The organism is Mycobacterium sp. 3-98 (assembly GCF_035918355.1).
Classification (GTDB): Bacteria; Actinomycetota; Actinomycetes; order Mycobacteriales; family Mycobacteriaceae; genus Mycobacterium; species Mycobacterium intracellulare.
Genome location: NZ_CP142360.1, coordinates 3,779,481 through 3,803,032 on the forward strand (window position 1 = coordinate 3,779,481; position 23,552 = coordinate 3,803,032).

At 70.1% G+C, this 23,552-nt stretch carries 14 protein-coding genes; 3 read left to right on the plus strand and 11 right to left on the minus strand.

The window, feature by feature from the left end; genetic code table 11:
* Positions 1-22 precede the first annotated feature (22 nt).
* Genes QGN30_RS17840 through hrcA form a run of 3 tightly spaced genes read right to left on the minus strand, consistent with a single transcriptional unit; the run spans position 23 to position 3,034 of the window.
* Positions 23-784, minus strand: a complete 762-nt coding sequence (locus QGN30_RS17840) for a 16S rRNA (uracil(1498)-N(3))-methyltransferase (protein ID WP_225330889.1) — start codon at positions 782-784, stop codon at positions 23-25.
* A gap of 13 nt (positions 785-797) precedes the next feature.
* On the minus strand, positions 798-1,946 hold the full coding sequence (gene dnaJ, locus QGN30_RS17845; protein ID WP_008255583.1) for a molecular chaperone DnaJ: 1,149 nt from the start codon (positions 1,944-1,946) through the stop codon (positions 798-800).
* Positions 1,947-2,002: 56 nt separating this feature from the next.
* Entirely contained in the window at positions 2,003-3,034 is a 1,032-nt protein-coding gene (gene hrcA, locus QGN30_RS17850) for a heat-inducible transcriptional repressor HrcA (protein WP_009953090.1), read from the minus strand.
* Between the two features lie 171 nt (positions 3,035-3,205).
* Between hrcA and QGN30_RS17855 the strand changes: the two genes are divergently transcribed.
* The 3 genes from QGN30_RS17855 (at position 3,206) to QGN30_RS17865 (ending at position 5,111) form a co-directional block, all read left to right on the plus strand.
* Positions 3,206-3,520, plus strand: coding sequence for a type II toxin-antitoxin system VapB family antitoxin (locus QGN30_RS17855; protein WP_008255581.1), 315 nt, complete (start codon positions 3,206-3,208; stop codon positions 3,518-3,520).
* An 83-nt stretch (positions 3,521-3,603) separates the two neighbouring features.
* On the plus strand, positions 3,604-4,200 hold the full coding sequence (locus QGN30_RS17860; RefSeq protein WP_014384383.1) for a carboxymuconolactone decarboxylase family protein: 597 nt from the start codon (positions 3,604-3,606) through the stop codon (positions 4,198-4,200).
* Positions 4,197-5,111: a sigma-70 family RNA polymerase sigma factor gene (locus QGN30_RS17865; protein ID WP_136245809.1), complete on the plus strand. Its 915-nt coding sequence runs from the start codon at positions 4,197-4,199 to the stop codon at positions 5,109-5,111. Before QGN30_RS17860 ends, QGN30_RS17865 begins: the two co-directional genes overlap by 4 nt.
* On the opposite strand, the gene QGN30_RS17870 is transcribed toward QGN30_RS17865, so the two are convergent.
* The 8 genes from QGN30_RS17870 to QGN30_RS17905 all read right to left on the minus strand — a co-directional run bounded on the left by QGN30_RS17870 (position 5,105) and on the right by QGN30_RS17905 (position 23,549).
* Positions 5,105-5,623 carry a hypothetical protein gene (locus QGN30_RS17870; protein WP_042911352.1) on the minus strand — a complete coding sequence of 173 codons (519 nt, stop codon included), beginning with the start codon at positions 5,621-5,623 and terminating at the stop codon, positions 5,105-5,107. The genes QGN30_RS17865 and QGN30_RS17870 overlap by 7 nt on opposite strands.
* Positions 5,624-5,904: 281 nt before the next feature.
* Positions 5,905-6,441 (minus strand): hypothetical protein, encoded by a 537-nt coding sequence (locus QGN30_RS17875; protein WP_009976241.1) that lies wholly within the window; start codon positions 6,439-6,441, stop codon positions 5,905-5,907.
* 249 nt (positions 6,442-6,690) lie between these two features.
* Entirely contained in the window at positions 6,691-6,906 is a 216-nt protein-coding gene (locus QGN30_RS17880; protein ID WP_095562601.1) for an MbtH family protein, read from the minus strand.
* Positions 6,887-8,173 (minus strand): NADPH-dependent L-lysine N(6)-monooxygenase MbtG, encoded by a 1,287-nt coding sequence (mbtG, locus tag QGN30_RS17885; protein ID WP_008255571.1) that lies wholly within the window; start codon positions 8,171-8,173, stop codon positions 6,887-6,889. Before mbtG ends, QGN30_RS17880 begins: the two co-directional genes overlap by 20 nt.
* A complete protein-coding gene (locus QGN30_RS17890) occupies positions 8,170-12,609 on the minus strand; it encodes a non-ribosomal peptide synthetase (RefSeq protein ID WP_095562600.1) in 4,440 nt (1,479 codons plus the stop codon). Before QGN30_RS17890 ends, mbtG begins: the two co-directional genes overlap by 4 nt.
* Positions 12,606-19,181 (minus strand): non-ribosomal peptide synthetase, encoded by a 6,576-nt coding sequence (locus tag QGN30_RS17895; protein WP_095562599.1) that lies wholly within the window; start codon positions 19,179-19,181, stop codon positions 12,606-12,608. The genes QGN30_RS17890 and QGN30_RS17895 overlap by 4 nt, the downstream gene beginning before the upstream one ends.
* A gap of 1 nt (position 19,182) precedes the next feature.
* Positions 19,183-22,230, minus strand: a complete 3,048-nt coding sequence (gene mbtD, locus QGN30_RS17900) for a mycobactin polyketide synthase MbtD (protein ID WP_095562598.1) — start codon at positions 22,228-22,230, stop codon at positions 19,183-19,185.
* Positions 22,230-23,549, minus strand: coding sequence for a beta-ketoacyl [acyl carrier protein] synthase domain-containing protein (locus tag QGN30_RS17905; protein WP_050782800.1), 1,320 nt, complete (start codon positions 23,547-23,549; stop codon positions 22,230-22,232). Before QGN30_RS17905 ends, mbtD begins: the two co-directional genes overlap by 1 nt.
* Positions 23,550-23,552: the final 3 nt, after the last annotated feature.

Genomic DNA, 23,552 nt, shown 5'->3' on the forward strand with positions numbered 1-23,552 from the left:
ATGTGCAGCGCGCGACGAGTGTTTACAGGCTCGACGGGTGGTCCCATCGCGGGGTCAGCACCCCCAGCGCACCGAGCGCCACGGCCGCGGCGGTCGACGTCCGCAGCACCTGCGGACCCAGCCGCACCGCCGTCGCGCCCGCGTCGGACAACGCCGCCATCTCGTCGTCGGCGATCCCGCCCTCGGGGCCGACCACCAACAACACCGATGTCGCTCCCGCGAGGTCGGCGTCGGCGAGCCGCTCGGTGGCCGACTCGTGCAAGGCCAGCACCGTCGCGCCGCCGGCCACCTCGTCGCGGATGCGCGAGGTCAGCGCCGGGGTGGACAGCACTCCGTCGACCGGCGGGATGTGGGCCCGGCGGGATTGCCGGGCCGCCGAACGGGCGACCGCACGCCAGCGGCGCAGACCTTTCTCGACCCGGGCGCCGTGCCAGTTGGCCACGCAGCGGGCGGCCTGCCAGGCCAAAAACCCGTCGGCCCCCGCCTCGGTGGCCAGCTCGATGGCCAGCTCCGATCGCTCCGACTTCGGCAGGGCCTGCACGACGGTCACCGGCGGGGTTCCGGGCGCGACGCTCCAGCGCTTGAGCACCCGCGCGCGCAGCCCGTCACGCCCGGCGTGCTCCACCTCGCAGTGCGCCAGGCCGCCGGCGCCGTCGCCGAGCACCAGTTGCTCGCCGGGGCGGATCCGCCGCACGCTGGCGGCATGAAACCCCTCGTCACCGCCCAGGACGGCCAGCGCGCCGGTCTCGGGCAGCGCGTCAGCGTAGAACAGGGTCGCGACCATCGGCGCGCCTTGGCTAGCGTCCGGTGAACGTCTCGCGGAGCCGGCTGAACAGGCCGCCGCCGGCGTGGGTCGAGCGCACCTCGGGGACGTCGCGGCTGCGGCGTGCCTTCAGTTCGCGCAGCAGTTCGGTGTCGCGGGCGTCCAGGCGGGCGGGAACCACCACCTCGACGTGGACATGCAGATCGCCGCGGGTGCCGGTGCGCAGGTGCGGCATCCCGTGGCCGCGCAGCGTGATGACCGAAGCCGGTTGGGTGCCCGGCGGAATGGTGATCTCGCTGACGCCGTCCAGGATGGCGTCGACGGTGACGGTGGCGCCCAGCGCCGCGTCGACCATCGGCACCGACACGGTGCAGTGCAGGTCGTCGCCTTCGCGGACGAAGACGTCGTGGCTCTGCTCGTGCACCTCGACGTACAGGTCACCGGCCGGCCCGCCGCCGGGTCCCACCTCGCCCTGGGCGGCCAGCCGCACGCGCATGCCGTCGCCGACACCGGCGGGGATCTTGACGCTGATCTCCCGGCGGGCGCGCACCCGGCCGTCACCCATGCACTGGTGGCACGGGTCGGGGATGACGACCCCGACGCCGCGGCAGGTCGGACACGGTCGCGACGTCATCACCTGCCCCAGCAGGGAACGCTGCACGGTCTGGACCTCGCCGCGACCACCACACGTGTCGCAGGGCACCGGAGCCGAGTCGCCATTGGTGCCCTTGCCCTGGCAGCGGTCACACAGCACGGCGGTGTCGACGGTGACCTGCTTGGTGACGCCGGTCGCGCACTCTTCGAGATCGAGCCGCATCCGCAGCAGCGAATCCGAGCCGGGCCGTACCCGCCCGATGGGACCTCGGGAGGTCGCGCCGCCACTGAAACCGCCGCCGAAGAAGGCCTCGAACACGTCGCCCAGGCCCCCGAAACCGCCGCCGAAACCGCCGCCGGCCGCGGCCGCGTTCTCCATCGGATCGCCGCCCAGGTCGACGATCCGCCGCTTCTCGGGGTCGCTCAGCACCTCGTAGGCGACGCTGATTTCCTTGAACTTCGCCTGCGCGGCCTCATCGGGATTGACGTCGGGATGCAGTTCGCGCGCCAACTTGCGGTACGCGCGCTTGATCTCCGCGTCACCGGCGTTTCTGCTCACGCCGAGCAGCCCGTAATAATCGCGTGCCACGCCTGACTCTCCTATACCTGGTCTTCTCCGCGCCTACCCACACTGCGGGTGCGCGTTCATCGAGCACCCAGGACTTCGCCGATATATAGGGCAACCGCGGCAACGCTGGCGATAGTTCCCGGATAGTCCATCCGGGTGGGCCCCAGCACACCCATTCCCCCGTACACGGTGTCGGAGGTGCCGTAGGCGGTGGTCACCACGGAAGTGCCCAGTATCTGCTCGGCGGCCGTCTCGTGGCCGATGCGAACCGTCACCTTACCGGCTTCCTGCTGGGCGGCCAGCAACCGCAGCACCACCACCTGCTCCTCGAGCGCTTCCAGGATGGAGCGCAGCGAGCCGCCGAAATCGGCGGCGTTGCGGGTCAGGTTGGCGGTGCCGCCCATCAGCAGGCGTTCCTCGGTGTGCTCGACGAGTGACTCCAGCAACACCGTCGCCGATCGGCCCACGGCGTCGCCCAGCCCTTCCGGGCTGCTCAGCTGCCCGGCGAGGTCGGCCACCGCGACCGAGGCGGCCGACAGTTTCTTGCCCACCAGCGCCTGGCCGAGCATCTCCCGCAGCTGGGAGAGTTCGTGGTCGTCGATGACGTCGCCGAGTTCGACCACGCGCTGGTCCACCCGGCCGGAGTCGGTGATGACGACCATCAGCAGCCGCGCGGGCGTCAGCGCGATCACTTCGAGGTGGCGCACGGTCGACGACGACAGCGTCGGGTACTGCACGACGGCCACCTGCCGGGTCAGTTGCGCGAGCAGCCGCACGGCGCGGCGCAGGACGTCGTCGAGGTCGACACCGGACTCCAGGAATCCCTGGATCGCGCGCCGTTCGGCCGAGGACAGCGGCTTGACGTCGTCGAGCCGGTCGACGAATTCGCGGTAGCCCTTCTCGGTGGGCACCCGCCCGGAACTGGTGTGTGGCTGGGTGATGTAGCCCTCGGCCTCGAGCACCGCCATGTCGTTGCGGACGGTGGCCGACGAGACACCCAGGTTGTGGCGCTCCACCAGCGTCTTGGAACCGATCGGCTCTTTGGTGGCGACGAAATCAGCGACGATGGCCCGCAGCACCTCGAACCGTCGGTCATCGGCAGTTCCCACTGGTCGTCACCTCCTTCGATACCGCTTTGACCCGGTTCATTTTACGGTCTCGGGCGCCGTCGCCCGCACCGGTGGAGCGCAAGCGTCTGCTCGCCGGGACGGCCGGTGTCCGGCTAGCCTTTCCAGCATGAACCGGTCGGGCCACAGCTATGCGTCGGGGGAGATCGGCCAATGATTTTCAAGGGCGTGCGCGACGGCAAACCGTATCCCGAGCACAACCTGTCCTATCGGGATTGGTCCCAGATACCGCCGCAACAGATCCGGCTCGACGAATTGGTCACCACCACAACGGTGCTCGCGCTGGACCGCCTGCTCTCGGAGGACTCCACCTTCTACGGCGACCTGTTCCCGCACGCGGTGCGGTGGAAGGGCACCACCTATCTCGAGGACGGCCTGCACCGCGCGGTGCGCGCCGCGCTGCGGAACCGCACCGTGCTTCACGCCCGCGTGTTCGACATGGACATGCCCCTGGGCCAGCCCGGGTGAGTTAGTGGTCACGTTTGGGCCTTCCCGCGTGTCGACCTAGTGAGGACGTTGGTTCACGACCACAACTTGCCGGGAGGATCGCCATGCCACGGCTACAGGGAGTCTCCGACCGCGACGCCGGCCTGGGCGCCAAGATCGCCTTCTTCTTCACCAGGCGCAAGCTCGCGCAGATGACCGGGCTGGAAACCGCGGGAATGCTGGAACCGCTGCGGATGTATGCGCACATCCCCAGACTGCTCAACGCCTACGGCAAGTTGGAGCAGGCCGAATCGAAGCTGGACGTTCTCAGCCCGCGCCACCGAGCGCTGGCGGAGCTGAAATCGGCGACGACGGTGCGCTGCGAATACTGCATCGACCTCGGCTCGCAGATCGCCCGGCAATGGGGCATCACCGACGAAGAGCTGCTGGGGATGGCCAATTATCGGGACGCGCCGTGCTTTTCCGACGTCGACAAACTGATCCTCGAATACGCGACCGCGATCAGCCGCACCCCCGTCGAGGTGAGCGATGAGCTTTTCGAGGCGCTGCGCGCGCACTTCGACACCGCCCAACTGGTCGGCCTGACCCACGTCATCACGCTGGGCAATCTGCGCGCCCGCTTCAACATCGCGCTCGACATCGGGTCGTCGGGCTTTTCCGGCGACCGCGTGTGCGCCCTGCCGGAGACTGGTCGCCCGTGACCAATCCCGATGCGTCCGCGCCGTCATCGCCGTCACTGCGGGCGTTGACGGCGCGCTTCGAGGCGGCCCGGCCGCGGTTGGGCGCCCTCGCGTATCGCATGCTGGGCTCGTTCGAGGACGCCCAGGACGCCGTGCAGGAGGCCTGGCTGCGGTTGAGCGGCAGCTCCGGGGAGACGGTCGCCAACCCCGACGCGTGGCTGACCACCGTGGTCGCCCGCATCTGCCTGAACATGTTGCGCGAGCGCCGAACTCACGGCGGCGAGGAGCTGAGCGCCCGCCTGCCCGACCCGATCGTGGAAGCCGACGAGGAATTCGATCCCGAACACCGCGCGATGCTGGCCGACGCGGTGGGGCTGGCGCTGTTCGTGGTGCTGGACACGCTGCCGCCGGCGGAGCGATTGGCCTTCGTGCTGCACGACGTCTTCAGCGTGCCGTTCGATCAGATCGCCACCATCGTCGATCGGACGCCGGAGTCGGCCCGCAAGCTGGCCAGCCGCGCGCGCCGGCGGATCGAGCGGGCCGATCCGGTTCCCGACGGCGACCTCGCCGCCCAACGCGAGGTGGTGGACGCCTTCTTCGCGGCGGGCCGCAGTGGTGACTTCGAGCGTTTGGTGTCGGTGCTACATCCCGAGGTGGTGCTGCGGGGTGACTTCGGCCCGCCCGCGGCGGCGTTCCGGGCCGACGGTGCGGCCTCGGTGGCCACGGTGGCCCGAAGCTACGCCGGGCCCGACCGCGAGGTGCGCGCCGCGACCGTCAACGGCGCCGCCGGCGCCGTCATCTTCGTCGCCGGACGCGCGGCGTCCGTCATGGGATTCGTGGTGCGGGGCGGCCGGATCCGGGCGATCGATGTGCTGGCGGATCCGGCACGCATCGCGAAATTAGGCCTGCGCGCGCCCGGCGCCGATCACTGACCGGCGGCCTGCAGCAGCTCCATCGCCGAGGCCCGGGACAGCACCCAGCCGCCCTGGTTGACGAAGGTGACGTTCTGGGTGACCGGGGACGTCAGCTTGGGACCGGAGACCGACACGTCGGCGGTCGCCGAGCCGGCGGCGGTGGGTTGGATGTTCGTCACGTCGAACGACAGCGGCAGGTCACCGTTTTTCGCGGCCTTCTGCAGCTTCTTGTCGGCGACGTGCGCCTCGATGCCGCTGATGCCGCCCTGCACCAGGTTGCTCTTGTTGCTGAACGACACGCTCGGGTCGGCCAGGCTGTTGAGCAGGCCGGTCAGCTGATCGGGCGTCGGGACATTAGCGCCCGCGACCGGCTGCGCCGGCGGCGGATCCTGCGGAAGCGGCGCGCCGATCGTGGCGAGCTGCACCCCCACCTGCGGGCTCGGCTCCGACATCGAGGTCAGGCCGGCGGCCGCGCCGCCGACGATCGCCAGAGCTGCCACGCTGGTGGCAAGGGTTTTGACAGTGTTCATGGTTCCCCCTTCGGTGGGCACGAATCTCGACGCTCGGGTGGTGTCAGCGTGCCCGTTGCGTCTCGTACTTCGTGTCTCGGCACCGATACGTTACGGCCGCCCGTTGTGCGAACGACATGAGCACCCTGTGCGCCGGCTGTGCGGGCGCCCTTGCCGGTGGCCGCAGATGCCAAACCCCATGCGCCGCCAGAAGGCGACGCATGGGGTGTTCTCGAGTGTCGGAACGTCCGGCGAATGCGCCAGACCGGCTTCGGGTTTGCGCGGCAGGCACCGCGCGGTCATCAGTTGGTGGCGGTCGCGGCCTGTATCAGCGCGATCGCCGCGTCGTGCTGCAGGACCCAGTTCCCACCCTGGTTGACGAACGCGAGGTGCTTGGTCACGGGGCCGGCGAACTTCGGGCCCGTGATGGCGACGTCGGCCTGGGCCATGTTCGGACCCGCCGGCGCGATGTTCGTCACGTTGAACTGCTCGGGAAAGTTCCCGTTGCGGTAGGCCTTTCGCAGGTCATGGTCGGCCACCATGCCCTCGTTTTGGCTGACGCCGTTTTCAACGAAGTTGGCCTTCTCCCTGTAGTTGACGCCGGGGTCGGTTACCTGGTTGCACAGAGTGGCCAACTGATCGGCCGTCGGCAACTGGCCCGGCGCACCCGGCGGCGGGGGCGGAGGCGGTGGCGGGTCCTGCGGCAGTGGCGCGCCGACCGCAGCCAGTTGCACATGATCCAGACCCATCGGTGCTGCAATTGAAGCCACACCGGCGGCGGCGCCGCCAATGGCGGTCAGCGCCGCCACGCCCGTGGCAATGGACTTCACGGAATTCACAGGTCCCCCTTCGATACACATGGACCGTGGCGGAAATCTTGGGGATCGCCGCACACGGTCACACGTCTTCATGGTTGAAGATGGTGTAAGTGTGCCCTGTGACTCCGGAATTTGCGTCTCAACTTGGTCACGTTACGGCGACGCTACGGCGGCGACGCGGGACATACCTCGAATAGCCTTGTACCGCAGGCGTGCAGCGGCTGGGAAATCGTCCCTGCCTGCATAGTGCAAGGACCCCGCGGTGGGCCTTTACTCCCCCGCGAGCGCCTCAATCAGGCTCTTGGGGCGGATATCTGACCAGTTCTGCTCCACGTACTCCAGGCAGTCCGCGCGGCTTGCTTCACCGAAGACCACCCGCCAGCCGGACGGCGTGTCGGCGAAGGTCGGCCAGAGGCTGTGCTGGTTCTCGTCATTGGCCAGCACCACGAAGGTGGCGTTGCCGTCGTCAAAGGGGTTGGCGCTCATCATGTCTCCTTCTCAGGGGATACGCGGAGGGGCTGACGGTGGAACCCAACACCCGATCGGATAGCAGCCCCAGGCAGCTCAAGTTCGGGAATCCGGGGCCCTGGGTGAGTCCGGACAGGTTGGGCAGGAACAACTTAGGGGTGACGTCTGTGACCGACAGGTCATAACCTATCGCCTCCTGCAGCCGCTCCGAAGTCAGTGGCCCACCCAGACCGAGTTCGAGCAGATCAAGCGCGTCCTGGCTGAACAACGGTGCGAACCACAGCGAGTCGGCGCCGGAGCCGTCGATGACGAGATCAAACCCGTGGACCGTCTCGAGGTTCTCGCTTCCTCGGTTGGTGGACAGCGTCAGCCGGATCTGCCCCTGCCTGCCCACCGCGTGGGCGACGCGGCCCCGCAGGTGGTGGATGCGGTCATCGGCCAGCAACGCCTCCTGCACGTTCGACGAAAACACCCCCCGGTCCGTGCGGGCCAAGGCATCTCGACGTTCGGCCAGCGTGAGGGCCGGCCAGTTGGTGGGATCGGAGAACAGCGAGTTCTCGAAATACCCCTCGCCGCGCGTGAACAGCGTCGCCTGCGGGGAGATGACGGTGATGCTCGAGACCCGGTGCCGGAACAGCTCATTGAGCATCGCGGCGGCCGTCTCACCGCCGCCGATCACCGCGACCCGCTCCGCGCTGATCCGGTCGTGATTGGCGGCGCGGTCCCAGAACTGGGCGATCGAGAGGACGCGCGGATTGCCCGGAAGCAAGGACTTTTCGGCCTGGCCGGGCCCGGTGATCATCAACGCGTCGGCGTGCACGGTGGTCTCATGGGTGTGGATCGCCCAGCGGTCCCCGGTGACGGCCAGCCGTTCGACCTCGCCGTGCACCACATTCATGCCCACGTGGTCGGCGACCCAGCTCAGATACTGGCTCCACCGCCGATGCGGCGGCGCCGGCCTGCCGCGGTCGATCCACTCGGCGAACGACGCCGTGGCGATCAGGTAGGACTGCCAGCTGTAGCGGGTCATCCGCTCGTCCAGCTCGGCGTTGCGGCGCGGCACCAGCGCCGAGCGGTAGGGAAAGCCGACGTCTTTTTCCGGGCTGGTGCCCAGCCGGTGCGCACCGTCCGTCCAGCCGCCGCTGGCCTGCCAGTTCGCCGCGACGCCGATGCGTTCCACGGCGACCACGTCCGGAACCTCGACGCCCATGTCGCGCAATACCGACGCCTTGGCGGCGACGGCCACCGCCTTGGCGCCGGCGCCCACGATCGCCAGTGTGCTCATTTCACCACCTCCCGCAGTGAATCGATCCAAAGTCCTTGTAGCGCGGTGATGTCCGCGTCCGTGAGAATGTCGGGCAGCGCGCGCCACTGGGCCGCCAGCACCCGCTCCCCGCCGTATGTCAGCACCATCGCCGCGATGGTGAGCTCGTGGCGCACCGCCAGCTCGGGCTCGGGCACGGGCGACACCCCGGCGAGCAGCTCGCGCTCGAGCGTCAGCCCGGTGCCGCCGTCGGTGTGGGCGGCGCCAAGGTAATTCAGCAGCAGTTGCGGGGGCGGGAAGCCGGCGAGCCGCGCGGCGGTGTCGTCCCGCAGGTAGCGCAGCAACCCGAAGTCGAGGCCATCGCCGGGGATCGCGGCCAACTTCTCCGCCACCTTGTGCGGGTCGTCGGAGTCCAGCCGCACCGGGTAGATGGAGCTGAGCAGGCCGACCGTGTCGCCGGTGTCGATGGTGTGCGCGCCGGACCCGTCGACCAAACTGTCCGCGCGGCCATGGGTTTCGAGCGCCAGCAGCGGAGGCGGGGTCGCCTGACCGCGTAGCCGGCGCCAGCTGGTCACCGTCGCCGCGGTGGCGGCGACCAACAGCGTGGGCAACGCCAGACCCGAATTCAGCAGCCGGCGAGTGAGGTCGGCGTCGGTCGCGACGTTGCGGACGATCAGATCGCGGGCCCGATCGCGGTCAGGGTCGAGCCGCCGGGCGCCGAGGTCGGGGTCGTCGCCGTCCAACTCCGACGCCCAGTACGGCGTGGTGTCCAGGCCGTGCGCCCGCGCGGTGAGCGCCTCGGCCCAGCGCCGATAGCTGGTGTGTTCCCGTACGGGGGCCGGTGAGTGACCGGTCGCCGCCGCAGTCAGGGCGGCACCGAGTTCACCGAGGATCACCCGCCACGACGCCGGGTCCAGCGCCACGACGTGCGCGGCCAGCAACAGCACGCTCTCGCCGGCCGGGGGCCGGAGCCACACCGCGGCCAGCAGCGTTCCCCGTTCGGGGTCCAACCGGTCGACGGCCCGGGCGACGTGGGCCGGCACCGCCGCGGCCAGCTCTGCGTCCACCTCAACTTCTTCGAGTGCCCCCAGGACGTCGGCGTCGGGCACCGGAACCAAGGTCATCGTGGAGCGGTCGACCCGGGTGCGCAGCACCTCGTGGCCGTTGATGATGCTTGCCAGCGCGGCGTCCAGCTGTTCGCGGCGCAGCGTCTCGGGCAGCCGGATGGCCTCGGTCTGGGCGAGCCGGCGCGGGTCGCCGTGCTCGTAGAGCCATCGGCCGTTGGGCAGCAACGGCATTGGCCCGCTTGCCTCGTCCACCTGCTGGGCCGCGGCAGTGGTTTCCGAGTCGATCGCTTCGGCCAGTTCGCGGATGTTGGTGCAGTCGAGGATGAGTCGGGCGCGCAGCGCCATTCCGCGCGCCCGGGCCGCCTGCACCACCGACAACGCCATGATGCTGTCCAGTCCCAGCTGCAAAAAGTCCGCGGTGACGTCGACGCTCGGGTGCCCGAGCAGTTCGGCGAGCAGGTCGGCCAGCGCGGATTCCGTGGCGGTCTCGGGTGTTGCCGCGCCGCCGGCTGATTCGGCGACGTCGGCGGCGGCCAACGCGGATTCGTCCAGTTTCCCGTTGGGGGTCAACGGGATTTCGTCGACCAAAACGATGCGCTGCGGCACCATGTAGCGCGGCAACCGGGTGCCGAGCATGGCCCGCAGTTCGGTGGCCGTCGGCTTGGCCCCCGCGGTATCGGTGGTCGCCACGTACGCGGTCAGCCGCGGGGCTCCCCGGTGCTGATGTACCAGCACGCCGGCGTGCCGGACGGCGGGATGCGATTCGAGGGCGGCGGCGATCTCCCCGGGCTCGACGCGGTGGCCGCGGATCTTCACCTGGGCGTCGGCGCGACCGATGTATTGCACTGTGCCGTCGGGCAATCGGCGCACCAGGTCGCCCGTGCGGTACATCCGCTGCGCGGGCGCGAAGGGGTCGGCGACAAAGCGCGCCGCGGTCTCCCCCGCGCGGCCGATGTAGCCGCGAGCCAGCTGGGCGCCGCCCAGGTACAGTTCGCCCGTCGCGCCGCACGGCACCGGGCGCAGCCCGGAATCCAGCACGTATCCGCGGGTGTGCCGGGTCGGTCGGCCGATGCAGGGCTCGTCGTGCTCGGCGATCGCGGCGACCACCGCCTCGACCGTGGTCTCGGTCGGCCCGTAGCAGTTGTACGCCGTCATCGACGTGGCGTTGCACGCCTCGCGGATTCGGTCCCAGGCGGCGCTGCCGAGCGCCTCTCCCCCGAGCGCCAACACCGTCAACGGCACGTCGGTCAGCAGGCCGAACGCCTGCAGCTGGGCGAACATCGACGGGGTGGTGTCGATCATGTCGATGCCGTGCTCGGCGATCAGCGCGACCAGCGCCTCGGCATCGGTCTGGGTCTGCTCGTCGACCACATGCACGCCATGGCCGTCGAGCAGGGCGACCAACGGCTGCCAGGCGGCGTCGAAGGCGAACGACCAAGCGTGGGCGATGCGCAGCGGTCTGCCCAGTCTTGCGGCCGCGGGCCGCAGCACGCGGTCCAGATGGTCATCGGCGTACGCCCCCACCGCGCCATGGGTTCCGATGACGCCCTTGGGTTCTCCCGTGGTGCCCGAGGTGAACACGACATACGCGGCCCGTTCGGGCGCGACGTCGACCGGCGTGAATTCGTCGTGCGGCCGGCCGGCCTCGAGGAGCTGTGCGGTCAGCTCGTCGTCCAGGACGATCGACGCGCCGGATTGGCGCAGGATCGAGGTGACCCGCTCCGGGGGCATCCCCGGCACCAGCGGCACGCACATGCCGCCGGCCTTGAGCACCGCGAGTATCGCGACGACGTACTGCGGATCGCGGAAAAGGCTTATGGCGACCGGTGTTTCGGGCGCGACGCCCTTGCGGGCGAGCTCGGCGGCCAGCCGGGTGGACCGGTCATCCAGCTCGCGATAGCTCAGCGTGCCAGAAGCCCAGCTGACCGCCGGGCTGTCGGGCGCGCTGGCCACGACGTCGGCGAACCGCGCTTGAATGCTCCGCGGTGACGTCGCGGCGGGCGCCCCGGCGGCACGCAGCGGGGCAACCTCGTCGTCGAAGAGGACGCTGATCTCGCGCAGCGGCCGCGCCCAGTCCCGCAGCAGCCGCTCGGCGGTGGACAGCACCCGACGACCGAACGTGGCCGCGGGAATGGCGCCCAGCGCGCCGTCGATCACTTCGATCAGCACCACCAGCTCGCCGGCATCCATGTGGGCGGCGACGGCGATCGGGAAATGCGACAGGGTTTGCAGGGCGGATGGCCGGAAGGTCGCACCGCCGGCGGTCAATTCGCCACTGGAGGACAGCCCGTTCATCGGGAAGTTCTCGTAGACCAGCAGGGTGTCGAACATCTCCCCGACCCCGCCGAGGGCACGCAATTGGGCGTGCCCGAGATAGCTGTGCTCGCGCAGCAGGGCGGCGTCGCGCTGCACGGCGCGGCATTGTTCGCCGGCGCTGGCGGCCGGGTCCAGCCGCACCCGCAGGGGCACGGTGTTGATGAACAGACCCACCATGGTCTCGACGCCGGTCAGTTCGGGCGGCCTGCCGGACACCGTGACCCCGAAAACCACGTCGTCGGTGTCGGTGAGACGGGACAACACCAGCGCCCACGCCATCTGCATCAGGGTGTTGACGGTGATGCCGCGCGAACGGGTCTCGTCGACCAACCGCGCGGTGGCCTCGGCCGGCAGCCGCAGTTCGGTGGTGCGCGGCAGCGCCGTCTGCTGTCCCTGCGTCGTCTCCACCGAGCCCAGGGCGGCGGCCAGCAGGGTGGGGCCGGGCAGACCGGCGAGGTGCCGGCGCCAGACCTGCTGGCTGGCCTCCGGGTCGCGACTGGCCAGCCAGCCGATGTAATCGCGGTACGGCCGCGGCGCCACGGGCAGCGCCGACAGGTCGCCGCCGGCCTGGTACAGGATCATCATCTCGTTGATGAACACCGGCATCGACCAGCCGTCGATCACGATGTGGTGGGCGGTGAGCACCAAACGCCATTGCGCGCCGGGCAATTCGATCAGCAGGAAGCGAATGGCCGGCCCGTGTTCCAGGTCGAAGGGCCGGCGGCGTTCTCCGGTTTCCAGCGCCGGCACGTCCTCGCGCGCGGCGCTGACGGATCGCCACGGCAACTCGACGCGGGACGGCACGATCTGCACCGGCCGCGGGATGCCGCGGCTGAAGAAGCTGGCCCGTAGGTTCGGGTGGCGCACCAACATCTTCTCCGCGCACTCGCGTAGCAGCGCGACGTCGAGTGCGCCCGAGATGTCGGCGGCCATGCCGATCACGTACGGGTCGTCCGCGGCTTCGCCGTCGGCGAACTCGGCGAGCGTGGTCAGCGAGTACAAGCCCTCCTGCAGGGGGCTCAGCGCCATCACGTCCTCGATGTCGGGCGCGACGTCGGTGTCGGCGGCCGTCATGTCGTGCCCTCACGTGACGACGACCAAAGTTGGGTCACCGCAGCCAGATCCGTGGACGAGAGGCCGGAGGTGCTCATCGGCTCGAAACGGACGTCGGCCGCCTGGTCGTCCCGCTCGGCGTCAGCCTGCCCGTCCCCCAGAGCGTCCACGGCGGCGGCCAGCTGCTGCACCGTCGGATTCTCGAAGATCATGCGCGGGCTCACGGCCAGGCCGACGGCGCGCGCCCGCGAGGCCAGCTGCACGGACAGGATGCTGTCGCCGCCGAGGGCGAAGAAGTCGTCGAAGCGCCCTACTTCGGGGGTCGACAGCAGTTCGGCGAACACCTTGGCCAGCGCCCGTTCGGTGTCCGTGCGCGCCGGTTCGGTCAGGCCACCGGTGCTGACCGCCGGGAGCGGCAGCCCGGGCCGGTTCAACTTGCCGGACTCGGTCTTGGGCAGGACGTCGAGAACGGTCAGCGACGACGGCATCATGTAGCCCGGCAGGGTCGTGGCGATCGCGGCGCGCACCTCCCCCGCGAACGCCGCCTTGTCGACGTCATCGACGATGGGCTGTTGGGGCACAACATATCCGGCCAGCGACGTGCCGCCGTGCACCTCCCAGGTGCGCGCGGCCGCGGCGGCGACGCCGTCGGCCGCCGCGAGGGTCGCCTCGACCTCGGCCAACTCGACCCGGAAGCCGCGGACCTGCACCTGGTGGTCGGAGCGTCCGACGAATTCCAGTTGGCCGTCCTCGGTCCACCGGGCCAGGTCACCGCTGCGGTACAAGCGCGAACCGGGCTCCCCGCCATAGGGGTTGGCGACGAACCGCGTCGCGGTCAGGGCGGGCCGTTTCCAGTACCCGCGCGCCAGCTGGTCACCGGCGTAGTACAGCTCGCCCACCACGCCGACCGGCACCGGACGCAGCCCGTCGTCGAGGAGGTAGGCCTGCGCGCCCGGGACCGGCTTTCCGACAAGGGGATTCGGCAGGCCCAACGGCCCGCGGGAAACCGCGCCGGAGGTCTCGGTGGAACCGATGTTGTTCAGCAACTCGGTCGCACCGTCGTCGGCGCACACCGACACCAGCCGTTGCAGCAGCGACGTGCTGACCGGCTCGCCACCGCACACCAGCCGCGACAGCGCGCGCACGGCGTCGGGCCGGCTGTCCACCAACGCCGAGACCAGGCTGGGCACGGCGGTCACCTGGGCGACCGAATACCGGGTCATCAACTCCCCGAGGGCCTCGGGGTCGCGGTGCTCGTCGTCGTCGGCCAGGATCATGGTCGCGCCGGCGGCCAGGCCGGCCAGCATCTCCATCCCGCCTTCGAGGAAGGTGATCGACGCCTGCGCCAGCCGCACGTCCTCGGTCCTCGGCGGGTAGTGCCGCAGCTGCCAATCCAGCCGGGCGGCCATCGAACGATGGGTGCCCACCGCGCCTTTCGGCTTGCCGGTCGATCCGGAGGTGAACACCAGATACATCGGGTCGTCGGGGTGGGGCCGCGGCAAATCCCGCGACTGGGGATCGACGTCCTCGCTGTCCACCAGGTCGCGCACATGGGGATCGTCCAGCGAAATCAACTCGACTCCCGCAACGTGTGGCATGGTCGCCACCGCTTCGGTCGTTGCGACCACCACCGACGGCGCGACGTCGTCGAGCATGAATTGCTTTCGCGCCAAGGGGTAACCGGGGTCGATGGGGAAGTAACCGGCGCCGGCCTTCATGATGGCCACCAGCGCCACGACCAGGTCGATGCTGCGGCGGGTCGACAGCCCGACCAACGCGCCCGGCCCCGCCCCGTTCTTGGCGAGCAGCGCGGCCAGGTTGTCCGAACGGCGGTGCAGCGCAGGGTAATCGATCCGCTCGTCCCCGCAGCGCACCGCGATCCGATCCGCGTCCCACGCCCGACTCGGTTCCAGCAGCTCGGGTATGGTGCGCGGCCTGTCGTGCGGTGCCGGCGCGCCGCGGCTCCAGTCCTGCAGGATGCGGTGCTGTTCTCCCGCATCGATCAGCGCAACGTCGCGCAGGCTCAAGTCGAGATCCTCGGCGAACGCGGCGACCGCCCGCGACAGCCATTGCGCCAACCGCTCGATGGTCGTTCTGGCGTAGAGCTCGGTACGGAAGATGACATTGCAGTTGTAGCCGACGTCGTCGGTGCCGTCGGTGCCGAAGAAGTTGACGCTGAGGTCGGCGTGGGCCATGTCGAAGATGGGGTCCAGCGACGTGCACACGGTGTCGCGTCCATCGCCGCCCGCGGGGGCGGTTTCGATGACCCGCGTGGCGGACAGGTGATCCCGGACGTGCACGACGACCTGGAACAGCGGGTTGCGCGACAGCGAGCGCACCGGGCTGACACTGTCGACCACCCGGTCGAACGGCAGGTCTTGGTGGGCGTAGGCGGCCAGGGCCGTCTCGCGGGCCCGTTTCAGCAGTTCGCGCAGCGTCGGATTGCCGTCCATGTCGTTGCGCAGCACCAGGATGTTGACGAAAAAGCCGATCAGTTGGTCCAATTCGGCCTCGGTGCGGCCGGCGACCGGGGTGCCCAACGGAATGTCCACGCCGCCACCGGCCTTGTGCAGCACCACTGCCACAGCCGTTTGCAGCAGCATGAATTCGGTGATGCCCAGCTCGCGGCACAGCTCGCCGAGCTTGGCGCGGGTGGCCGAGTCGATCTGGAAGTCGACGGATTCGCCCTCCCCGCTGGGCACCGGCTGGCGGGGGAAGTCCGGGCGCAACCCGGTGTCCTCCGGCAGCCCGGCCAGCTTGCGGGTCCAGTACTCCCGCTGCTCGGCGGCGATAGCGGACTCCTGGCCACTGGCGTCCCCCAAAAACGTGCGCTGCCATGCCGCGTAGTCGGCGTACTGCACGCGCAGCGGCGCCCAGGACGGCGCTTCGCCACCGCGTCGGGCCCGGTAGGCCGTCATCACGTCGGAGAACAGCACACCCGCCGACCAATGGTCAGAGGCGATGTGGTGCACGACCACCGACAGCACGTGCTCGTCCGCGTTCTCGGTGCGCAGCACCGCGACCCGGATCGGCAGTTCCGAGTCCAGCTCGAAGCAATGGCGCCGCTCGATGTCGAGCTGCTCTTGCAGCCACGCCTCGCCGACGCCCTCCGCGCGGCGCACCGGAACCTCGACCCCGACCGGGCCCACAACCTGATAGGGCACGCCGTCCAGCTCGACGTAGCTGGTGCGCAGGATTTCGTGCCGCGCGAGGACATCGCCGACGGCGGCGATCAGCGCGTCGATGTCCCACGGACCGGTCAGCTTGGCCGCGAAGGGAATGTTGTTGACCGGGCTGGGCCCGTCCAGGCGGTAGGCGAACCAGCTGCGCAGCTGCGACGCCGACAGCGGCATCGGCTGGTCGTGTGCGGTTGCGATCAGCCTGGGGCGCGACTGCGTCAGTTGGCCCGAGCTCAGCTGGTCGATCCGCTCCGCCAGCAGGCCCACGCTGGCGAGCTCGAACACGTCGCGGATGCCGAGTTCCACACCGCACTCCGCGCGGATCGCGGTGACCAGCTTGGTGGCGACCAGCGAGTGGCCGCCCAGATCGAAGAACGAGTCGTCGACGCCCACCCGCTCGTGTCCGAGCAGCCCCGAGAACAGCTGGGCGACCCGGATTTCGGTGGGGGTCGTCGGGTCGCGGTACTCGGTGCCGGCCGCCAGTTGCGGTTGCGGCAGCGCGGCGCGGTCGATCTTTTGATGGGCGGTGATGGGGATCTCGTCGAGCACCACGTAGGCGGCAGGGGTCATATAGTCCGGCAGCGCGGCGGCCACCCGGGCGCGGATGCGTTCGACGTCAACGGTTTCCGTGCCGGCGCCCTCGGCCGGAGTCACGTATCCCACCAGGCTCTTGCCCAACTGCGGCAGGTCCATGGCCAGGACGACGGCTTGCCCGACACTGGGGTCGACCGAGATGGCGGCGGCGATCTCGCCCAGCTCGATGCGGAAGCCGCGGATCTTCACCTGCTCGTCGGCGCGGCCGACGAACTCGATGTCGCCATTGGCGTTACGCCGGGCCAGGTCGCCGGAGCGGTACATCCGCCCGCCCGGGGTGAACGGGTCGGCGACAAAGCGCTCGGCCGTCAGCTGCGGCCTGCGGTGGTATCCGTGCGCGACATGTGTTCCGGCGATGTAGATCTCACCGATCACCCCGGCAGGGACGGGCCGCAGCGCGTTGTCGAGCAGGTACACCTGCGTGTTGATCTTGGGCCGGCCGATCGGCACTATGCGCGTGCCCTGGGCGCCTTCCACCGGGTAGCTGGTGCAGTTCACGACCGTCTCGGTCGGTCCGTAGAAGTTGTGCAGCGACGCGTCGAAGGTGGCGTGGAACTTGTCGGCGATCTCGCCGGGCAGGGCCTCCCCGCCGATGGGCACCCGCCGCAACGTGCGCCACTGGCTGACACCGGGTAACGACAGGAAGAGTCCCAGCAGCGACGGCACGAAGTGCATCGACGTAATGCCTTCGCGCGCCAGAAGATCGGTGAGGTAGCCGATGTCGCGCAGTCCGTCCGGGCGCGGAATCACCAGCCGGGCACCCATGATCAGGGTGCCGAAGATTTCGCCCATCGACACGTCGAAACTGGGCGACGCGACCTGCAGCAGCCGGTCGGTCTCGTCGATCCGGTACTCGTCGCCGAACCAGACGAAGTACTCGGCGATGGGCGCGTGGGGCACCGGCACGCCCTTGGGCAGTCCTGTCGAACCCGAGGTGTAGATCAGGTACGCGGTGTTCTGCGGGCTCAGCGGCCGCAGCAACGCGGTGGGCGCCGTGGTCGGATAGCTCTCCAATCCGGAAACCGGTTCGCGCAGCACCAGTTTGGCGTCCGCATCCCCGAGAATGAAACTCAGCCGGTCCTCCGGGTAGGTGGGATCCACCGGAAGGTAGACGCCACCGGCTTTGAGCACGCCCAGCGCGGTGATGACCAGTTCGGGTGACTTGTCCAGCAGGACCGCGACGCGATCCTCGGTGCCGATTCCTTGCTCGATGAGCCAGTGCGCCACGCGGTTCGACTCTTCATCGATTTCGCGGTAGGTGTAGGCGCGCCCCTCGTAGACGACCGCAACGGCGTCGGGCGTGCGCGCCGCTCGCCGGCTGACCAGCTCGGACAAGGTGCTGGCCGGGGTGACGAATTCTTCACCGGTCGACACGGACCGCAGCCACTCGGCGTCTTCGTCGTTCATCAGCGCGCACGCCGACAGCGTCACGTCGGGGTCGGACAGCACGCTGTCCAGCAGGGCGGCGTAGTGGCGCAGCAGTTGCTGCACCAGCTGCTGATCCAGCACCTCGACGAGGTACTCGGCCTCGATGACGCCGCCGCCCAGGCCATCCGGCGTGCGGTTCAACTCGACCATCAGACTCAGCGGCAGCTGGTTGAAATGACCGCGCAACTCGGCGCGCTCGCAGCGCACGCCCGGCGGGCAAAAGCCGGCGCCGTCGGGCTCCCGCTGTCCGAAGCTGACCCGGGTCATCCGGTCCGCGCCGTGCCGGCGGTCCGGATTCGACTCACGCACCAGCCAATCCAGGTCGGCGCGCGAATGAGCGAAGGCGCCCACCGCGCCGTCCCGGGTCTGGGCCAGCAGTTCGCGGAACGTCTGGTGTGGCCGCGGCCGCAGCCGGACCACCACGGTGTTGCCGTGGTACCCGATGACATCCTCGGTTCCCACCCCGCGGTTCAGCACCGGGGCCGCGAACAGGAAGTCCGTCGACTGGGTGTAGCGGTGCACCAGGGCGCCGAACGCGGCCATCAACACCATGTAGGGCGTGGCGCCCGTCTCGCGGGCCAGCGCGGCCGCCCGGTCGACGACGTCCGCCGACAGTGGCGCGGTCGCGCGTTGCGCGCGCCAGGTGCTGGGCACCACCGACCCATTGGGGCCGGGAAGTTCCAGTGGCTCCGGGAGATCGGCCATCAGCGGCCGCCAGTAGTCCAGATCGGCCTGACGGATCGCGGTCGGGTCGGTGGCGAGATCCGGCAGCGCCGGCGCCGCGGCAAAGCCGTCCGGGTCGGTGTACGCACGGGTCAGGTCGGCGAAAAACGGCGCCCACGAGCCGTCGTCCCAGGCGATGTGATGCGCGGTGATCAGCATTATCAGCTCGTCGGCGCCCAGGTGCGCCACGGTGACGCGCAGGGGTGAATCCTTGCTCAGGTCGAACGGACGGCGAAAGTCCCGCTGCGCCAGCACATCCAGCCGCAACCGGCGGGCTTGATCGGCCAGTCCGGACAGGTCGTGCTCGGACCATTCGGGGTGTAGGTCGTCGCGGACGACGGGCCGCGGGTCGCCGTCACCGTCGGTGTCATACGTCGTATGCAGTACGGGGTGACGCGCGGCGACGGCGTCGACGGCGCGATGTAGCCGAGCGGCGTCCACGGCGCCGAGGAGGCGATAGGAGACGCAGATGTTGAGCAGCGCGCTGTCGGGATCGACCGACTGCACGAACCACATCCGGTGCTGGCCGGCGGACATGCGCGGCTCGTCGTAGGTGGCCACGGAAGCCGCGCCCGTCGGCCTGGCCAGGCCGCGTTCAGCGAGCTTGCGGCGCAGCAGTTCCAAGCGTTCCTCGTCGAGACGGGTGCCGGCGCCGGTGGTGTCTGTCACGCTAGGAGTCCAACCTTTCGAGCATCGCGAGCGTTGAGTGGTGCGCACCGTTGGCGGCGCCGGTGCGCTCGATGGGCGGCGGCGTGGGGCCACCGGGTGAGTCGGCGCGCAGCGCGTCGATCAGCTCGTTGACGGTGATGCCGCCGAGCATGCGCGCCACCGGAACCGAGTTCCCGACCGTCCGCCGCAGCCGCTTACGCAAATCGAGGGCGAGTAACGAGTCCACCCCAAGGTCGATCAGGGAGGTGCCCGGGTCGATCGACAGCGAATCACCCAGATGCAGCGTCGCGGCCAATTCGGCCCGTACCACCTCGGCGAGCGGCTTCGCGACGGCGACGTCTTCTTTTGCGCCGCCGTCACCGCTGTGCGAAGCACTGAACGGCATTGGCATTCCCTGGCTTTCGAAGAACACCTGCAGCCGGTCGAAGTCGGCGTCGAAAATCAGCGGGTCGCCGTCGTAGCGGTGCAGGCTGGCCTCGATCGCCGCCTCCGGCTCCATCGCCACCAGGCCCGAGCGTTCGGTGCGGGTGATCTCGTTGCCGACCACCACACCGGCGCCCTGCCACAGCCCCCACCGGATTGCCGTGCAGTCGCGGCCGTCGGCCCGCAGCTGGGCGGCCAGCACATCGAGCATCCGGTTGGACGCCGCGTAGGCCGCGTGGCCGTAGCCGCCCCAGGTCCCGAACACCGACGAGCAGGCGAGGATTCGGCAGTCCGGCCGCAGCGGCCAAACCTCGGCCATCAGCGCCAAACCGCGGACCTTGGCGTCGCACACGGCCGCGACATCGACACCGGTGAGGTCGGCGCGCGAGCGTGCCTGCGCGATGCCCGCGGTGTGGATCAGCAGCGACGCCCCCGAACCCGCGTGCGTCGCGGCCACGGAGGCCAGCGCGGCGCGGTCGGTGATATCGCATTGCGGGGCACGCACTTCGGCGCCGTGGCCGTCGGCGAGCTCGCGCAGCGCGGCCGGGTCCACGCCGGTGCGGCTCAACAGGGTGACGGTCCGCGCCCCGCGTTCGAGGCAGTACCGCGCGTACTGCAGGCCGATCGCCCCGCTGCCGCCGGTGATCACCACGTCGTCCAGGGCGGCGGCGTCGAGGGCCCGGCTGGTCGCCGATTCGCCGCATTCGCGGAATGTCCGGACGTGGCTTCGAACATGGCTCAGCGGCGGCTCGCCGCCCCGCAACGCCACCTCGGCCGCGTCGCCCGACAGCACGTCGGCGACGGCCCGCGCGGTCGCGGCGTCCACATCTGCCCGCTCGAGGTCGAGATGTCCGAAGGCCTGGTCGGGGAATTCGAACCCGACGCTGCGATGCATCGCCGCCAGGGCCGCCTGCGCCGGCGAGAGGTTGGTGTCGTCTCGATCGACCTGTTCGGCGCCGACGGTCAGTAGCCAGACGGCCCGGCATCGCGGCCCGATGAGCGCGGGGTAGTCGGGTAGGCCGGCATCGGGACGGGCGGCGATCTGCTCGATGGCGGCCGTGGCGTCGTGCTCGTCGAGACGCGGCGCCACGATTGCCAGGACCTCCGCCTCGTTCGGTGCCACCACGCGGCAGTCGCCTTGCGCCGCAACGGCATCGGCGAGCGAACGGGCGAGAGCGTCCGTACCGAAGAAGCCGATGTCGGGACGTGTCGCAACGGTGTGCGAGGTGGCGTGCTGCCAGTCCTCGACGGCCACGGTCGGCGCGGACGGTGAGGCCGCTTCGGTCACTCGTTCCGGCGCCGCCCAGAGGTGCACCGCGCGCATCGGCGCGTTCGGGAAGCCCCGCAGCGGAGGCTGATCAGCGTTCGGGACGGCATCGGCCCACCGGCAGCCGGGGTCGGCGGTCGCGACCGCGGCGATACTCGCCGAGAGCGACTCGGTGACCGGCCGCTCGCGGTGGCCCGAGCCGACGACAACCGACTCGTCGCCGACGATGTCGCCCAGCGGATAGAGCAGTGAGGGGTGCGCCGAGAGCTCCACGAACGTGTCGGCCCCGCAGGCGCGGGCGTACTGCACGGCAAGATCGAAGCGCACGGTGCCGCAGAGGTTTTCATACCAATAGTCCGAGAAATCGGTCCCTTCGCCCAACTCGGCACCGCGGGTGGAACCGACGAAGCGCACCGGCCCGTCCCGGAACGCCGACCGCGGCGTCAGCTCGGCCAGGCTGGCACGCAATGGCCGCAGCGCACTGGTGTGGCCCGGATAGTCGACGGACAGTTGATGGGTGAACACGTCGCGCTGTTGCGCCAGGCGCACCGCGGCGGCCACCGCGTCGTGATCGCCGGCGACCACGGTCGACGACGGGCCGTTGACCGCCGAGACCTCCACCCAGCCGGGCGCCTCGGCCAGCAGCGACTCGGCGACGTCGAGGCCGGCGCCCAGCACCGCCATCGCGTAGCGGCCCGTCAGCCGGCCGACCACGGTGGCGCGGGCGACCACGAGGGCGACGGCGTCGGGCAGCGAGATCGCCTCCGCCACATAGGCCGCCGCCACCTCGCCGAGGCTGTGGCCGATGGTGATATCGGGCAGCACACCGCAGCATCGCCATGCCTCGGCCAGGCTGACCGCGTGGGTGAACTGCGCTCCCTGAATTTCGGGACGTGACCAGCTACGCTCTTCCTCCCCCACCAGATATGGCAGCGGAGAGGCGAATCCGGCGACGACGAACTCTTCGGCGCACCGGTCGGCCGCCTCCCGGTAGGCGGGCAGCTCCCGGTAGGCGCCGGCGCCCATCGCCTGCCATTGATTTCCCTGGCCGGGGAACACGAACGCGATGCGCGGCGGCGTGGTCTTCGCGGAGTGCGTGACCAGCTCGTGTTCCTCGCCCCGCGCGATCGCCGCCAGCCCGGCGGCCAGCTCGGCGGCGTCGGCCGCGCGCAGCACGGCGCGGTGCCGGCGGGGGCGCCGCAGCCGCAGCAGGGTGGATGCGATCGCGGCGGTCGCGTTCGGCGAGTCGATGCGGCCCAGGTAATCGAGGATCGCCGCGGCGTCCCGGCGGATCAGCTCCGGGTCGTGGGAACTGAGCAGCACCGGGATGCGCCCGTCCGGCAGATGATGGGTGAGCATCAGGCGACCTCGGGAACGGAGACGATCAGATGCGCGTTGGTGCCGGCGATCCCGAATGCGGACGCCGCGGCGATGCGCTGCCCGTCGGTCGCGGGCCACGGTGTCAGGGTCTGCGCCAGCCGCAAACCCTGTTTGTCCCAGTCGATTTCGGGGCTTGCGTTGTCGGCGTGCAGCGTGGGCGGGACGGCCCCGTGTTCGGCGGAGACGAGCACCTTAGCCAGTCCCAGCGCGCCGGCGGCGGCCAACGAGTGGCCCACGTTGGACTTCACCGACCCCAGCAGCGCCCCGGCGCCGGCCTCGGTGTCGCCGTAGGTTTGTGCCAGCGAGCGCAATTCGGTGCGGTCGCCGAGCCGGGTGCCGGTGCCGTGCCCCTCGATCATGCCCACCTTGGCGGGCTTGATCCCGGCCAGGGTGATGGCCCGCTGGAAGAGGCGGACCTGGGCGTCGCCACTGGGGGCGCTGAGCCCGGCGCTGCGCCCGTCCTGGTTGATGGCGGTGGCGCGCACCTCGGCCAGGATCCGGCGGCCGGCGCGCACCGCGGCCGATTTGCGTTGCAGCACAAACATCGCCGCCCCCTCGGCCCACACGGTTCCGCTGGCCTGCGCGCTGTAGGGGCGGCAGTAGCCGTCATCGGAGAGGGCGTGTTGTTTGGAAAACTCGACGAAGAACCCCGGTGAGCCGAGCACATTGACCCCGCCCGCGATGGCCATGTCGCAGTCGTCGTTCTGCAGGGAACGCACCGCGACGTGGAAGGCCACCAGCGCGGACGCGCACGAGGAATCCAGGGTCAGTGCCGGGCCGGCCAATCCCAGCGTGTAGGCGATGCGGCCCGAGATGACGCTGAGGGCGGTCCCGGCGAGCAGATGGCCGCTGTGTTCGGAGAACCTGGCCATCTCGGGCCCGTAGCCCGTGGCGGAGGCGCCCACGAAGCACCCCACGTCGTGGCCGGCAAGGTCGTCGGGATTGATGCCGCTGTTTTCCAGGGCGCGCCAGGCCACGCGGAGCGACACCCGCTGCTGCGGGTCCATCACCACGGCCTCGCGGGGCGAGATGCCGAAGAATTCCGGGTCGAATGTGGTTGCCCCGCTGAGGAATCCACCGCGATCGTGAATCTCCTTGAAACCGCTGCGGCGCGAGCCGGCGAGCAGTTCGCGCACGGCCCACCCGCGGTCGGTGGGAAAGGGTCCCAGTGCCTCCCGGCCGTGCACCAGCAGATCCCAGTACCCTTCGGCGTTTTCGATGCCGCCGGGCGCCTCGACACCCATTCCCACGATCACCACGGGGTCGACGCTCTCGGCGTCATACGCATCGTTCGACATCGG

What these genes read in the sequence shown, in the direction of transcription:
- QGN30_RS17840 (WP_225330889.1), bottom strand. Translation starts at nt 784, where the DNA reads ATGGTCGCGACCCTGTTCTACGCTGACGCGCTGCCCGAGACCGGCGCG.
- QGN30_RS17855 (WP_008255581.1), top strand. Translation starts at nt 3,206, where the DNA reads ATGATTTTCAAGGGCGTGCGCGACGGCAAACCGTATCCCGAGCACAAC.
- QGN30_RS17860 (WP_014384383.1), top strand. Translation starts at nt 3,604, where the DNA reads ATGCCACGGCTACAGGGAGTCTCCGACCGCGACGCCGGCCTGGGCGCC.
- QGN30_RS17870 (WP_042911352.1), bottom strand. Translation starts at nt 5,623, where the DNA reads ATGAACACTGTCAAAACCCTTGCCACCAGCGTGGCAGCTCTGGCGATC.
- QGN30_RS17880 (WP_095562601.1), bottom strand. Translation starts at nt 6,906, where the DNA reads ATGAGCGCCAACCCCTTTGACGACGGCAACGCCACCTTCGTGGTGCTG.
- mbtG (WP_008255571.1), bottom strand. Translation starts at nt 8,173, where the DNA reads ATGAGCACACTGGCGATCGTGGGCGCCGGCGCCAAGGCGGTGGCCGTC.
- QGN30_RS17890 (WP_095562600.1), bottom strand. Translation starts at nt 12,609, where the DNA reads ATGACGGCCGCCGACACCGACGTCGCGCCCGACATCGAGGACGTGATG.
- mbtD (WP_095562598.1), bottom strand. Translation starts at nt 22,230, where the DNA reads ATGCTCACCCATCATCTGCCGGACGGGCGCATCCCGGTGCTGCTCAGT.
- QGN30_RS17905 (WP_050782800.1), bottom strand. Translation starts at nt 23,549, where the DNA reads ATGTCGAACGATGCGTATGACGCCGAGAGCGTCGACCCCGTGGTGATC.